10 protein-coding genes are annotated in these 14,247 nt (G+C 42.7%); 9 read left to right on the top strand and 1 reads right to left on the bottom strand.

What is annotated here, in order from left to right; all coding sequences use genetic code 11:
- Positions 1–5 precede the first annotated feature (5 nt).
- The 5 genes from PCY09_RS07285 to PCY09_RS07265 all read left to right on the top strand — a co-directional run bounded on the left by PCY09_RS07285 (position 6) and on the right by PCY09_RS07265 (position 5,199).
- Positions 6–722, top strand: coding sequence for an ABC transporter ATP-binding protein (locus PCY09_RS07285; RefSeq protein ID WP_002901579.1), 717 nt, complete (start codon positions 6–8; stop codon positions 720–722).
- 1 nt (position 723) lies between these two features.
- Positions 724–1,806, top strand: coding sequence for an ABC transporter permease (locus tag PCY09_RS07280; protein ID WP_061601906.1), 1,083 nt, complete (start codon positions 724–726; stop codon positions 1,804–1,806).
- A 39-nt stretch (positions 1,807–1,845) separates the two neighbouring features.
- Complete coding sequence (locus PCY09_RS07275) at positions 1,846–2,469, top strand: TetR/AcrR family transcriptional regulator (RefSeq protein WP_061601905.1); 624 nt, start codon at positions 1,846–1,848, stop codon at positions 2,467–2,469.
- A gap of 169 nt (positions 2,470–2,638) precedes the next feature.
- Complete coding sequence (locus PCY09_RS07270) at positions 2,639–3,328, top strand: VIT family protein (protein WP_061585734.1); 690 nt, start codon at positions 2,639–2,641, stop codon at positions 3,326–3,328.
- Between the two features lie 164 nt (positions 3,329–3,492).
- A complete protein-coding gene (locus PCY09_RS07265) occupies positions 3,493–5,199 on the top strand; it encodes an alpha-L-fucosidase (RefSeq protein ID WP_061601903.1) in 1,707 nt (568 codons plus the stop codon).
- A 38-nt stretch (positions 5,200–5,237) separates the two neighbouring features.
- Here PCY09_RS07265 and PCY09_RS07260 read toward each other — a convergent pair whose 3' ends face one another.
- A complete protein-coding gene (locus PCY09_RS07260; RefSeq protein WP_125397167.1) occupies positions 5,238–7,331 on the bottom strand; it encodes a GH92 family glycosyl hydrolase in 2,094 nt (697 codons plus the stop codon).
- Positions 7,332–7,500: 169 nt separating this feature from the next.
- Between PCY09_RS07260 and PCY09_RS07255 the strand changes: the two genes are divergently transcribed.
- From PCY09_RS07255 to PCY09_RS07240, 4 genes are all read left to right on the top strand, one after another.
- Complete coding sequence (locus PCY09_RS07255; RefSeq protein WP_045773509.1) at positions 7,501–8,790, top strand: glycoside hydrolase family 125 protein; 1,290 nt, start codon at positions 7,501–7,503, stop codon at positions 8,788–8,790.
- Between the two features lies 1 nt (position 8,791).
- Positions 8,792–11,431, top strand: a complete 2,640-nt coding sequence (locus PCY09_RS07250; protein ID WP_125397165.1) for an alpha-mannosidase — start codon at positions 8,792–8,794, stop codon at positions 11,429–11,431.
- Between the two features lie 61 nt (positions 11,432–11,492).
- Complete coding sequence (locus PCY09_RS07245) at positions 11,493–12,371, top strand: ROK family protein (protein WP_046164621.1); 879 nt, start codon at positions 11,493–11,495, stop codon at positions 12,369–12,371.
- On the top strand, positions 12,356–14,239 hold the full coding sequence (locus tag PCY09_RS07240) for a family 20 glycosylhydrolase (RefSeq protein WP_061601899.1): 1,884 nt from the start codon (positions 12,356–12,358) through the stop codon (positions 14,237–14,239). The genes PCY09_RS07245 and PCY09_RS07240 overlap by 16 nt, the downstream gene beginning before the upstream one ends.
- The last annotated feature ends 8 nt before the right edge of the window (positions 14,240–14,247 follow it).

Below are 14,247 nucleotides of genomic sequence, written 5' to 3'. Positions count from 1 at the left end.
AGTAAATGAAAACATTACTACATTTACAAGATTTAGTAAAATCTTTTGACCATCAAATAGTTCTGAATCATGTCAGCTTTGAATTGCAGACAGGAGAAATTATAGGATTAATTGGTCCGTCTGGTGCTGGTAAATCAACTATGATTAAGACTACATTAGGAATGGAAAAGGCTGATGGAGGCGTAGCTTTAGTGTTAAATCACACTATGCCCAATCGCCATATTTTAGGAGATATTGGTTATATGGCCCAGTCAGATGCCTTATATGAGGCTTTGTCAGGTCAAGAAAATCTAGAATTTTTTGGTCAGCTAAAAGGGCTATCCAAAAGAGATCTGACAGCTGAAATTTCCCATGTGGCTCAAGTTGTGGATTTGACAGAGCATTTGAATAAAACGGTATCCGGTTATTCTGGAGGAATGAAACGGCGTTTATCTCTGGCCATCGCACTTCTGGGGAATCCTCAGCTCTTGATTTTGGACGAACCGACAGTTGGAATCGACCCTTCTCTTCGAAAGAAAATCTGGAAAGAATTATTCGCGCTTAGAGATAATGGGGTTGGGATATTAGTTACTACCCATGTTATGGATGAAGCAGAGTTGACGGATAAGGTCGGTTTATTATTAGGCGGAAAAATCATTGCTTTTGATACACCGCAACACTTAAAAGAAAGTTATCAAGTTTCAAGTATTGAAGAAGTATTTTTAAAAGCAGAAGGTGAGTAAAATGAGAACAATAGCGATTGCAAAAAAAGTCATCAAAGAATTGCTTCGTGACAAACGAACCTTGGCTATGATGTTTGTAGCACCAGTATTTATTATGTGGTTGATGAACCTCATGTTTTCAGCTAGTACAACCGTGAATGTCAAGTTGGCAACACAAGATCTACCAACTGGTTTGGTAACGAAAATGGATGAGCTCGATCATGTGGACGTCGAGATTTATCAAGGCTTAGATCAAGCCAAAGAAGCGCTAGTAAATGAAAAAGTCGATGCTGTGATTTCTTATAAAGACGGTGAGTATCAGGTCGACTACGCAAACACAGATGCCTCCAAGACATCTATGATACGACAAGTGTTACGAACAAGTATCGTCAATGAAGGCACCGATCAGTTATTATCTCGTGTCAAACAAGCTCTTCCACAATTGAAATTAGATGCAAAGGCGCCTGAAATCAAAGAATCTTACCAATATGGAGATAAAAATACTGGATTCTTTGCACGTATGATTCCAATTTTAATTGGCTTTGTGGTCTTCTTCTTTGTCTTTTTGATTTCTGGTATGGCGCTTTTGAAAGAACGCACCAGTGGAACACTAGAACGTTTGTTAGCAACACCAGTGAAACGATCTGAAATCGTCTATGGCTATATGTTGTCTTACGGTATTATTGCGATTTTTCAAACGGCAGTTGTCGTCTTAGCAGCAATTTGGCTACTAGATGTAGAAGTTGTAGGAAGTATTTTAAATGTTATAATAGTTAATGTGGTACTGGCTCTTGTAGCACTGGCATTTGGAATTCTCTTGTCTACTCTAGCAAAATCAGAATTCCAAATGATGCAATTTATTCCTCTCGTGATTATGCCCCAACTTTTTTTCTCAGGAATTATTCCATTGTCATCCATGGGAGAATGGGCTCCAACTGTGGGGAAATTTTTGCCATTAACCTATTCTGGTGATGCAATAAGCCAGATTATTCTTTACGGGCACAATCTTGGTGATATTTTGTCAAATCTTAGTGTTTTAATGGTTTTCTTGATCATTTTAACAATTCTTAATATTGTTGGATTGCGTCGTTATCGTAAAGTTTAGAAATCAACATAAATAATGCTAAAAAGGTGTGAAGATTAGATGGATAAGACTGTTTTTGAATCGTTTGAAGATTACTTAGAAGAAGCGAATTACCCTCAAGGAAAGAAAAAAATCATGCAGGCAGCAGTGGATCTCATATCAACCAGGAGTTACCATGGGACCTCAACTCTTCACATAGCTGAGCGTGCTGGACTAAGCCAGGCAACTTTGTTTAAGTATTTTAAGACGAAGGATGATCTACTGACGGCTATTTTACATCCTGTAGTCCCAGGCATTTTCGGTAGTTTTTTTGAGGAACTCTTAGCTTTTGAAACGACAGAAGAGAGGGTTCGTTATCTCGTCCATGATCGTATGAGCTATCTCAAAAAAAATCGTGCTTTGATGAAAATCATTCTGCAGGAGAGTTTTTCAAATAAAAAACTAAAAAATGAACAGATTTTTATCTGGAATGCTATTCAAGATAAACTTCGAGTACTTCATAAGGAATTGCTAGCAGATTCACGTGTAAATCCAGAGTTAACGATTCCTCAAATGGTTCGTATTTGTGTTGGTCCATTGTTGGCTTACTTCGCTCAGCTTTATATCGTTAGTGACAACGGAGAAATAAAGGAAGAAGACATAGACTTATTAGAAAAACAGATTTTAGGTGGTTTGTGGAGATGATGCTTGCATTGTATTAATGAAGTTTAAGATTTATCTTTGAGGAATATTTTTATTAATCTATTCTTTCTCTTAAATAGTAGAACTTTTCTCATTTTCCTATTTTTCCTTGTATTAGTTTGAAGCTTTATTTATAATGATTATAAATAAGAAATAAGGGAGAATAATATAAATGGAAGAGCATAAAATTGATAAGAACTTTAGTGGTCGGCTGAATATCTTGCGAGCTGGGGTTTTAGGAGCAAATGACGGTATTATTTCTATCGCAGGAGTAGTAATCGGGGTGGCCAGTGCGACGGACAATGTTTGGATTATCTTTCTGTCTGGTTTGGCAGCTGTCTTTGCCGGGGCCTTTTCTATGGCAGGCGGGGAGTATGTGTCTGTTTCTACTCAAAAAGATACAGAGGAGGCTGCTGTTGCCAGAGAGCGGGAGCTTTTAGAGAAGAATCCAGATATTGCAAGGCAGTCTCTCTATGCTGCCTATGTCCAAAATGGTGAGTGTGAGACTTCTGCTCAGCTTATGACCAACCGGGCCTTTCTACAAGATCCGCTGGAGGCCCTAGTGGCGGAAAAGTATGGCATCGAGATCGAGGAGTTCACTAATCCTTGGCATGCGGCCATCTCTAGTTTTTTAGCTTTTGCAGTTGGTGCGCTTTTTCCTATGATTACCATTATCCTGCTTCCTGCCCATATCCGTATCTGGTCAACGGTTGTGATTGTGGCCTTGGCGCTTTTGGGAACGGGCTATACCAGTGCTAGGTTAGGCAAAGCACCGATCAAAAATGCTATGCTTCGAAACCTCGTGATTGGTCTTCTAACCATGGCGGTCACTTATCTGGTCGGACAGATTTTTGCGATTTAATTTGAGATAAAAATTAAAACGAGCTTCCCTCTTCAACAAATTATAGAATAAAGAGTGGCTTTTTAGGAAGTTATATGGAAGGTGTTGTTAGCGCCTTCTTTTTTTGTTATAGTGGTGCTAGCAAAGAGATTTACTAGAAAAGAAAGAGGCGGATAGATATATTTATGAAAAAAATGGACGAAATCGCAGATCTTGCTCCCTTACCTTCAGCAGCCCAGCTGGCTTATCATCGAGATGAGTTGGCGGCTTTTATTCATTTTGGTATCAATACTTTTTATGAGCAGGAATGGGGCAATGGTCAGGAAGATCCTCGTCTTTTTAATCCAACGAAACTGGATACAGATCAGTGGATTAGGATTTTGAAAGAGTCTGGATTTAAAAGAGTAGTTGTCCTAGTCAAGCACCATGATGGTTTTGTCCTTTATCCGAGTCGCTACACAGACTATACGGTGGCAGCTAGTCCCTGGAGGGATGGGAAGGGTGATCTATTAGCAGAAATTTCTCGCTCAGCTAGCAGGTATGATATGGATCTGGGCCTTTACTTGTCTCCTTGGGATGCTCACAGTCCGCTCTATCATATCGAGACTCAAGAAGCCTATAATGAATACTATCAGAAACAACTGGAAGAAATTTTGAGTAATCCGCTTTATGGCAATAAAGGGAAATTTGTAGAAATCTGGATGGATGGGGCGCGTGGTGAAGGTGCCCAAAAGCTTACCTATGATTTCGAATCTTGGTTTGAGACCATTCGTCAATACCAAAAAGACGCTCTGATCTTTTCGACAGAAGCGACTGAACTGCGATGGATAGGAAATGAAAGAGGTCGGGCTGGAGATCCCTTGTGGCAGAAAATTCGACCTGAAAAACTAAGTGAGAATACTCCGTCAGCCTACCTCTGCCAGGGTGATCCGCAAGGGACACAGTATTCCTTAGGAGAAGCTGATGTATCCTTGCGCTCGGGCTGGTTTTATCATGCTAGTCAGCAACCCAAATCTTTGGCTGATTTGCTGGATATCTATATGGATTCCATTGGACGAGGGACACCTCTCTTACTCAACGTCCCGCCAACTAAGGAAGGGCTATTAGCGGAAGAAGATGTCCAGCGCTTGCAGGAATTTCACCGGGTCATTTCAGATTTATATACGGATAATCTAGCCTACCAGGCCAAGGTGAGCTGTAGTAATGAAAAAGAAGGCTTTCCATCTAGTCATCTGACAGATGGACTGGAAGATACTTTCTGGGCGCCAGCTTTAGACGAGTCAGCCTATGTCTTAGAAATTGACTTGGGTCAGACGCGTAGCTTTAATCTCGTTGAAATTCGAGAACCCATTGCTAAAGGTCAACGAATCGCAGGCTTTACCTTAGAAGTGAAGCAAGAGAATGGCTGGACTGTCTTTGCTTGTGGTCAGACCATTGGTTACAAGCGCCTACTCTTAGGACAAATGGTTGAGGCTCGCTATTTAAGATTGACCCTGACGGATTTTCAAGCTCTTCCTCTTTTGAACAAGTTTGCAGTCTATAAGACACCGACTGTGCTGGAAAAGAAAAATACAATTGCTGGTTTAGAATTTTCAAAAATAAGCTCTCCTCTTGTCGGAGGGCAAAATCCTTCAATCAGTCTCAGACGTTTGGACAAAGTGGAGGATAGAGAGAAAATTCAGATAGTCACAGAGCCCGGTACTGGAACGCATGGGACGGCTTATCTAGATCAGGTTTGGGAAATCACATTTGACTCTGGCGAGCAGACGAAAGAAATCACCCTATCGACTTTAGCTTTTACAGGTCAGGAAGACTTAGATTTTTATCTTTGTGCTAACCGAGAGGACGGTCGTCAAAATCGGGTCAAAATCATGGTCAAGCCAAGCTCATAATAAAAACGCGGAACTTTTGTTCTGCGTTTTTTTGTTTATTATTCTTTTGAAGAATTTGGTAGCCAAGATAAGTGGAAGTTTAGGCGCTTAGCGGCTAGTAGTTCTTCATGGGAAATGTGTTGCAGTGCCTGTCCATCTAACTCGGCCTTAGTCACAAACTGGAAGTGAGGATAGTTGTCATGAGCATAAATGTCTAGCCATGTTTGACTTTGTGGTAGATACAGGCGTAGATGATTGAAGAGGGGAATACCTAGGTCGTAAAATGGTTTTCCAGGACAGGTCGGATAGAGCCCGATGGCGCTCCAGATGTACCAAGCAGAGAGGCTACCATTGTCTTCGTCACCAGGGAAAGCTTGCCAGCCAGGTCGAAAACCATGCTCTCTCAGGCTTTTAATAAGTAGACTTGTATAGTCCGGTTTGTCGCTGTAGCGGAAGAGATAGGGGATGTGAAAGCTGGGCTGATTTGAAATGGCTAGTTGAGCAAAATGCGCTGTCGCCATTTCACTCATTTCGTGGATTTCATAGCCGTAGCCTGTTACGTCATAGGAAGGCTGGTCCTGACAGAGCTTGGTTAGATAGTCGGTGAAGGCTGTTTGCCCTCCCATTAGTTCTTTCAAGCCTTCAATGTCATGGAAGACACTGAGTGTATTTTGAATAGCTGAGCATTCTGCATAATCTCGACCCCAAGTGTATGGAGAAAAGTCTGGCCGGAATTGTCCGTTTCGGTCTTTGGCTCTCATATAGCCCGTTTCTGGATCGAATAGATGCTGGTAATTAAGAGACTGCTGTAAGTATCGCTGAGCAACTGGTTCTTGTTGGAGTTTATTGGCAAGGCTAGCAATGCAAAAATCACTATAGCTATAATCTAGGGTATGGCTGACGCTTTCATGGTAGTCAAATGGCAGGTATCCTAGAGTTTGATAGTCCGAAGCCCCTTGCCTGCCGTATCGTTTAGAAGGGTCTTCCTTCTCTGCCGTCTCTAACATGGCTTGGAAAAGATCTTTTTCTAAATCAGGTATGAGATTTTTAGCGGCAGCATCTGCAATGACACCGTCTATCAAGGTACCTGGCATCATGCCCCGTTCATCAGGAGCAAGCCACTTTGGTAAAAATCCTGTTTCTTTGTAGAAATTCAGAAAGCCTTCTAGAAAGTCATGATAGGTATCTGGAGCCATAAGGGCTAATAGAGGAAAGCTAGTACGAAATCCATCCCAAAAACCGATATTGGTAAAGAGTTTCCCTGGCTGAACAGTCTGGTGGGTAAAATCCCAATGGATTTCTTGACCTTCTGCATCAAGCTCATAAAAGGTTTGAGGAAAGAGAAAGAGCCGGTAGAGAGCTTGGTCAAACATCCGACGGTCTATTTTGCCTTGGTCTACAATATCAAAACGATGGAGAAAGGCTTCCCAGTCCTTCTTTGTTTCTTCTTTGATTTTGTCAAAGGAAGACTGGGGTAGATTGATCAGGGCTTGTTCTTCTGATATAAAAGATGTGGCTAAGGAAAATTGCAGTTGGCCTTGCTCGAAGTCTAGGACAAGGTCTTGGTCTAAGAAACTCTGTTTTTTGATAGGCTGGTCAAAGCGCAAGCAGACATGCATGACTAAGGGCTGCTTGGCTGGCTTGGTTTCTTCCTTGAGACTGCCTAAGAGAGTGTAGGCATCTACTTGCTGGAAAACCATCTTTGCTTCACTATGGAGAATGAGACTGATAGGCTGCTCTCTCTGGTTGGTCAGCCGGAAACGAGCTCCGTAGCGACTAGGAGTCAGCTCAGTGCTGATCTGGTAGCGGTTGGAGTTGATTTTTAAATAATAAGGTTGGAAGATACTCTCGTCTGGTCGATAAGAAGACTGGCGGTGGTAAATATCTGAATACTGTATCTTTTCTGAGACAGGAGTTATGAGAAGCCACGAGTAGTCACCAATCCAAGGACTGGGTTGGTGGGTTAGACGGATGCCTTGGAAAATAGGTGAGTCTGGATTAAAAAACCAAGATCCGTCTGTATGGCTACTTTGAGGTACAAAGTAGTTCATACCAAATGGTGCCCCTGTATAGGGTAGGGTATTGCCATGTGAAATGCTATGGGAATTGTCCGTTCCATAACGGGTGTCAATTGTTTCTAGTATTGGTTTCATATAAAATCTCCTTGCAATGAGGCCTGTTTTTTCTAGATTATAACATGAAAAACATTCCAATGGATAAGGCAAAAATATAATATCGAAAGGCCTTTAGTTTGTGTATATATTTTGAAAACGGTTTAGCCTATACTAGAGGATGTAAAGGACTATGAAAAAGGAGAAAATAATGGTTTATTCAAAAGAAATCGTCGGGAAATGGCTGGAGTCTGTTGCCCAGTTAGCCCACGAACATCCAGCTTGGGTATCCGTTTTTGAGCGTTGTTATACAGACACTTTAGATAATACAGTAGAAATATTAGAAGATGGTTCAACCTTTGTTTTGACGGGAGATATTCCAGCTATGTGGCTACGAGATTCGACAGCTCAGCTCAAACCCTATCTCTTTGTAGCTAAGGAAGATCCGAAAACACGCAAAACAATTGCTGGTCTGGTCAAACGTCAGATGACACTGATTTTAAAAGATCCCTATGCCAACGCTTTTAATATCGCGGATAACTGGAAGGGGCATCATGAGACAGACCATACAGACTTGTCTGGTTGGATTTGGGAGCGCAAGTATGAAGTGGATTCACTCTGCTATCCTCTGCAACTGGCTTATCTCTTATGGAAAGAGACTGGTGAGACGAGTCATCTAGATGCTACTTTTGTGGCGGGTGTCAGAGAAATTCTTCGGGTTTGGACGGTAGAACAAGATCACAGTCGCTCTTCCTATCGTTTTGTACGTGATACGGACCGCAAGGAAGATACACTAGTTAATAAAGGGCAAGGGCCTGACTTTGCCGTGACAGGGATGACTTGGTCAGCCTTTCGTCCGAGTGATGATGCTTGTATCTACAGCTATTTAGTGCCGTCGAATATGTTTGCAACGGTTGTCTTAGGCTATGTGACAGAAATCTTTGAAACATTGAATCTGGATGGCGCTGAGGAGATTGTTCCGCATGCACAGCGTCTGCAAAGAGAAATCAAAGACGGAATTGAAAACTACGCCTATACCAAAAATGCCAAAGGTGAAAAGATTTACGCTTTTGAGGTAGATGGTTTGGGGAATGCCAGCATTATGGATGATCCCAATGTACCGAGTCTATTGGCGGCGCCATACCTGGGCTTTTGCTCGATAGATGACGAAGTCTACCAAGCGACACGCCGCACGATTCTTAGCCCTGAAAATCCTTACTATTATGAAGGAGAGCGAGCTGCAGGAATCGGAAGTTCACACACCTTTTATCGTTATATCTGGCCGATTGCCTTGGCAATTCAAGGTTTGACCACGCATGATAAAGATGAAAAACGCCGGATATTAGACCTCTTGGTAGATTGTGACGGAGGGACAGGTGTCATGCACGAAAGCTTCCATGTAGATGATCCGACTAAGTATTCTCGTGAATGGTTCAGCTGGGCTAATATGATGTTCTGCGAATTAGTATTAGACTATTACGATTTAAAAATAGAGGTATAAAATGGAAAATATTACTGTACATATTATTTCTCACAGCCACTGGGATCGAGAATGGTATCTCCCTTTTGAGTCCCACCGGATGCAGCTGGTAGAGTTATTTGACAACCTTTTTGATCTTTTTGAAAACGATCCTGACTTTAAAAGTTTCCATCTAGACGGACAGACCATTGTCCTGGATGATTATCTAGAAATCCGTCCTGAAAACCGGGACAAGCTGCAGCGCTACATTGATGAAGGTAAATTAAAGATCGGTCCTTTCTATATCTTGCAGGATGACTATCTGATTTCCAGCGAAGCAAATGTCCGCAATACCTTGATTGGTCAGCAGGAGTGCAAGAAGTGGGGCAAGTCTACTCAGATTGGTTATTTCCCAGATACTTTTGGGAATATGGGGCAAGCGCCTCAGCTTTTGCAGCAATCTGGTATTCAAGTAGCTGCTTTCGGTCGAGGAGTGAAGCCAATCGGATTTGACAACCAAGTCTTAGAGGATGAGCAATTCACTTCTCAGTACTCTGAAATGTACTGGCAAGGTGCCGATGGCAGTAAGGTTTTAGGTATCCTTTTTGCCAACTGGTATAGCAATGGAAATGAAATTCCAGCAGATCCAAAAGAAGCTAAGATTTTTTGGGAGCAAAAGTTAGCAGACGTGAAGAGCTACGCCTCTACAAACCAATGGCTGATGATGAACGGCTGTGACCACCAGCCAGTTCAGCGCAATCTCAGCCAAGCTATCCGAGTAGCCAATGAGCTTTATCCAGATATTAACTTTGTGCATAGTTCTTTTGATGACTATATGCAGGCTGTGGAAGCAGCTCTTCCTGAGGAATTGTCTACAGTTCAGGGCGAATTGACCAGTCAAGAAACAGACGGTTGGTACACTCTGGCTAATACTTCCTCAGCTCGTATCTATCTAAAACAAGCTTTCCAAGAAAACAGCAACTTGCTAGAGCAGGTGGTTGAGCCACTAACTGTTATTACAGGCGGTCACAATCACAAAGATCAGCTGACTTATGCTTGGAAGACTCTCTTGCAAAATGCTCCGCACGATAGTATTTGTGGCTGTAGTGTAGACGAAGTTCACCGTGAAATGGAGACCCGCTTTGCCAAAGTTAATCAAGTGGGAGAATTCGTCAAAGGCAACCTGCTAGAAGAATGGAAACGCAAATTAGATAGCCATCAAGCTGAGAGTGACCTGCTCTTCACTGTTGTCAATACTGGGCTCCATGATAAGGTCGATACTGTTTCTGTAGATGTGACCTTTGCGACTTGTGATTTCAAGGAAGCGCATCCGACAGAAGCCTACCGGAGAATGGCGGAGCTGACGATTCCAGACTTGATTGTTAAAGATTTGGATGGTCGTCCTGTCGAAGCCAAAATCGAAGATTTGGGAGCTCATTTCCAATATGATCTTCCGAAAGATCGTTTCCGTCAGGCTTATATTGCTCGTCAGTTGCGCGTAACTTTGCCGGTTCACCTGGCTGCTTTGTCTTGGAAAACCTTCCAATTGCTTCCTGGTGCAAAAGAAGAGCATGAAGGCCTCTACCGCAATGGCGTGATTGATACTCCGTTTGTGACTGTTAGCTTTGATGAAGACTTGACCGTTTACGATAAGTCAACTCATGAAGCCTATGAAGATTTCCTCCGATTTGAAGATCGTGGCGATATTGGAAATGAGTATATCTACTTCCAGCCAAAAAATACAGAACCGATCTATGCAAAACTGGCTGGCGTTAAGGTTTTGGAAAATAATGCCCGCTATACTAAAGTAGAGTTGAGCCATGAATTGACCTTGCCAGTAAGCGCTGATGATGTGCTTGAGCAAGAGCAAAAAGGCATCGTAGAATTTATGACTCGCTCAGCAGGTCGTTCGTCAGAAGTGACAACCATGATCTTAACAACTGAGTTGACAGTCTTTGTGGACAGTCCGCAGCTGCGCTTTAAGACTCGCTTTTCAAATACTGCTAAGGATCACCGCATCCGTGTTCTTTTCAGAACCCACAACAGCAGTAAAACCAACGATTCAGACAGCATTTATGAAGTAGTTCGTCGTAATAATCAACCAGCTGCTTCATGGGAAAATCCAGAAAATCCACAGCACCAGCAAGCTTTTGTCAGTCTTTATGATGACCAAAAAGCAGTAACAGTAGCTAATAAAGGTCTAAATGAATATGAGATTTTAGGCGATGATACGATTGCCGTAACTATTCTACGGGCGACAGGTGAGCTGGGCGACTGGGGCTACTTCCCAACACCAGAAGCCCAGTGCTTGCGTGACTTCCAAGTTGAGTACACTGTGGAATGTCATCAACCGCAAGAGCGCTTTAGCGCTTATGGTCGGGCGAAAGCCTTCCAAACTCCGTTGACAGCTCTGCAAATTTCCAAACAAGAAGGCAGTGTCGCAGCAACTGGACAAGCCCTAGATCATCCAGCTCTCAGTATGCCTGAAATCTGTCCAACGGCCTTGAAAGTGGCTGAAGACGAGTCAGGAATCATCCTTCGTTACTATAATATGACCCAAGAAGAGCAGGAAGTGACTACTTCTTCCCAAACGCTAGTTAACCTTTTAGAAGAAGTAGTGCCTGAAAAGTCCGGAGTCCTAGGACCACAGGAAATCCGAACAGAGCTTTTGAAGCGTGGTTAAACTGAGAGTCAGATATTTTATCTCAGTCTTAAAATTTACAAAACAATAAAAGGAGAAAAGCATGGTCATTGCAACAGTCGATATAGGTGGAACAGGTATCAAGTTTGCGGCTATGTCTAAAGAAGGGGAAATACTGGAAAAGCAAGAGCTTGCAACGCCTGACAATTTAGGTGACTTGCTGGCTTGGTTGGATTCTTGCCTTTCTAAGAGAGCTTACCAGGGCATTGCCATGAGTGTGCCTGGGGCAGTTGATCGAGCAACAGGTATTATTGGTGGGATTAGCGCAGTGCCTTATATTCACGGCTTTTCATGGTATGATAAGCTAGCCTCTTATGATCTACCGATTCATTTAGAAAATGATGCCAACTGCGTTGGTTTAAGCGAGCTGCTAGCTCACCCAGAGCTAGAAAATGCAGCCTGCGTGGTCGTTGGCACTGGTATTGGTGGCGCCATGATTCTCAATGGCAGATTGCACCGTGGCAAACACCATCTGGGTGGAGAATTTGGTTATATGCTCTTGTCTGAACCAGCTGAGACGCTAGGGAATTGGTCACTTCTTGCTTCGACAGGTAGTCTTGTTCGCTCTGTTCAAGCTAGTACCGGCTCGCAAGACTGGAATGGTAAGAAGATCTATGACACTGCAGCTGCAGGAGATGAAACTTGTCAAGCTGCAATTGAGCAGATGAACCGAAATCTTGCCAAGGGGCTGCTCAATATCCAATATTTATTTGATCCGGATGTGATAAGTCTGGGTGGCTCTATCAGCCAAAATCCTGACTTTATTCAAGGTGTCCGCTCAGCGATTGCTTATTATGTTGATCGCTATGAAGAATATTCGGTTGTACCAGAGATTCTGGCCTGTACCTACCAAGGAGAGGCTAATCTATATGGTGCTTTAGTAAACTGGTTACAGGAGGAAGGCCAATGGCCACATTCTTAGGATTATCTAGTAAACAAGAAAAAGCTCTTGCTCGCTTAGAAGACTATTTGAACTTGGGCGAGATTGAAGTCAGTCTTGTCACTGATTCAGCTACATCGATCAAGGTTGAAGGACGTCAGGGGCGTTATCAAGTTAGTTTTAAGCAACCTCATCAGCTCTATCGAGCTTTGGTGCTTTTATCTTCTGCGCTTGGATCAGGTCAAGACGAAGTGCAGATTGAGGAAGAAGCAGCCTATGAGGATTTGGCCTATATGGCTGACTGTTCCCGCAATGCCGTCTTAAACCTAAACGCAGCTAAGCAGATGATTGAGGTCTTGGCTTTGATGGGGTATTCCACCTTTGAACTTTATATGGAAGACACCTACGAGATAGAAAATCAGCCTTATTTTGGCTATTTCAGAGGACGCTACACCGTTGCAGAATTGCAAGAGATTGAAGATTATGCAGCAGATTTTGATATAGCCTTTGTTCCTTGTATTCAGACCTTGGCTCACTTGTCAGCTTTTGTCAAATGGGGTGTCAAGGAAGTGCAAGAACTGCGAGATGTTGAGGATATTTTACTGATTGGTGAAGAAAAAGTTTATGACCTAATCGAAGGTATGTTCCAGACCATGGCCCATCTGCGTACACGCAAGATTAATATCGGCATGGACGAAGCCCACTTGGTCGGTCTCGGACGTTATTTGATTCAACATGGTTTCCAAAATCGCAGTCTTCTCATGTGCCAACACCTTGAGCGAGTCTTGGATATTGCAGATAAGTATGGCTTCCACTGTCAGATGTGGAGCGATATGTTCTTCAAACTCATGTCTGCAGATGGTCAGTACGACCGTGATGTGGAAATTCCAGAAGAAACCCGAGTTTATCTGGATCGCCTTAAAGAGCGAGTGACCTTGGTTTATTGGGATTATTATCAGGATAGCGAGGAGAAATACAATCGTAACTTCCAAAATCATCATAAAATCAGCCAAGATATTGCCTTTGCAGGCGGTGCTTGGAAGTGGATTGGCTTTACACCTCATAATCATTTCAGTCGCTTGGTAGCTATCGAAGCCAATAAGGCTTGTCGGAAAAATCAAGTCAAGGAAGTGATTGTGACAGGCTGGGGAGATAATGGTGGAGAATCTTCTCAATTCTCAATCTTACCTGCTCTGCAGATTTGGGCGGAACTAGCTTATCGAAATGACTTGAAGAAAGTTTCAGAACACTTTTTAGTGAGTACAGGGCTTGACTTTGATGATTTTATGAAAATAGATTTGGCCAATCTTTTGCCAGGTTTACCAGAAAATCTTAGTGGTATCAATCCAAATCGCTATGTCTTTTATCAAGATATCCTCTGTCCTTTGCTGGAACGCCATATTCGACCAGAAGAAGACAAACAGCATTTTGAAGCATCTGCTCAACAGTTAAAAGAAGTTAGGCAAACAGCGGGCGATTATGCCTATCTTTTTGAGACCCAGAGCCAGTTAAATGCACTCTTAGCCTTGAAGATTTCCGTAACATATGGCATTCAGAAAGCCTACCGTGAAGGGGATAAGGAAGGTTTGGCAGACTTGGCCGAAAAAGATTTGCCTCAGCTTTACCAAATGGTTGAAGACTTTTCAGAGCAATTCAGTCGTCAATGGCAGCAGGAAAATAAGATTTTTGGCTTGGACACAATTGACATCCGTTTTGGAGGTTTACTCAAACGGATCAAACGAGCACAAGAACGTCTGCAGCAATATACTTGCGGTAACATCGAGAAGGTTGAAGAATTAGAACAAGAAATCTTGCCTTTTAATGATTTCTATAAGGACCATGGTTTGACAGCGACAACGGCCAACCAATGGCACTTGATTGCAACGGCCTCAACGATTTATACGACTTAGCAAAAAGC

This window comes from Streptococcus sp. SG2 (assembly GCF_030439925.1).
Classification (GTDB): domain Bacteria; phylum Bacillota; class Bacilli; order Lactobacillales; family Streptococcaceae; genus Streptococcus; species Streptococcus gordonii.
This window is presented reverse-complemented; position numbering and strand designations above follow the sequence as displayed.

What these genes read in the sequence shown, in the direction of transcription:
- PCY09_RS07285 (WP_002901579.1), top strand. Translation starts at nt 6, where the DNA reads ATGAAAACATTACTACATTTACAAGATTTAGTAAAATCTTTTGACCAT.
- PCY09_RS07280 (WP_061601906.1), top strand. Translation starts at nt 724, where the DNA reads ATGAGAACAATAGCGATTGCAAAAAAAGTCATCAAAGAATTGCTTCGT.
- PCY09_RS07275 (WP_061601905.1), top strand. Translation starts at nt 1,846, where the DNA reads ATGGATAAGACTGTTTTTGAATCGTTTGAAGATTACTTAGAAGAAGCG.
- PCY09_RS07270 (WP_061585734.1), top strand. Translation starts at nt 2,639, where the DNA reads ATGGAAGAGCATAAAATTGATAAGAACTTTAGTGGTCGGCTGAATATC.
- PCY09_RS07265 (WP_061601903.1), top strand. Translation starts at nt 3,493, where the DNA reads ATGAAAAAAATGGACGAAATCGCAGATCTTGCTCCCTTACCTTCAGCA.
- PCY09_RS07260 (WP_125397167.1), bottom strand. Translation starts at nt 7,331, where the DNA reads ATGAAACCAATACTAGAAACAATTGACACCCGTTATGGAACGGACAAT.
- PCY09_RS07255 (WP_045773509.1), top strand. Translation starts at nt 7,501, where the DNA reads ATGGTTTATTCAAAAGAAATCGTCGGGAAATGGCTGGAGTCTGTTGCC.
- PCY09_RS07250 (WP_125397165.1), top strand. Translation starts at nt 8,792, where the DNA reads ATGGAAAATATTACTGTACATATTATTTCTCACAGCCACTGGGATCGA.
- PCY09_RS07245 (WP_046164621.1), top strand. Translation starts at nt 11,493, where the DNA reads ATGGTCATTGCAACAGTCGATATAGGTGGAACAGGTATCAAGTTTGCG.
- PCY09_RS07240 (WP_061601899.1), top strand. Translation starts at nt 12,356, where the DNA reads ATGGCCACATTCTTAGGATTATCTAGTAAACAAGAAAAAGCTCTTGCT.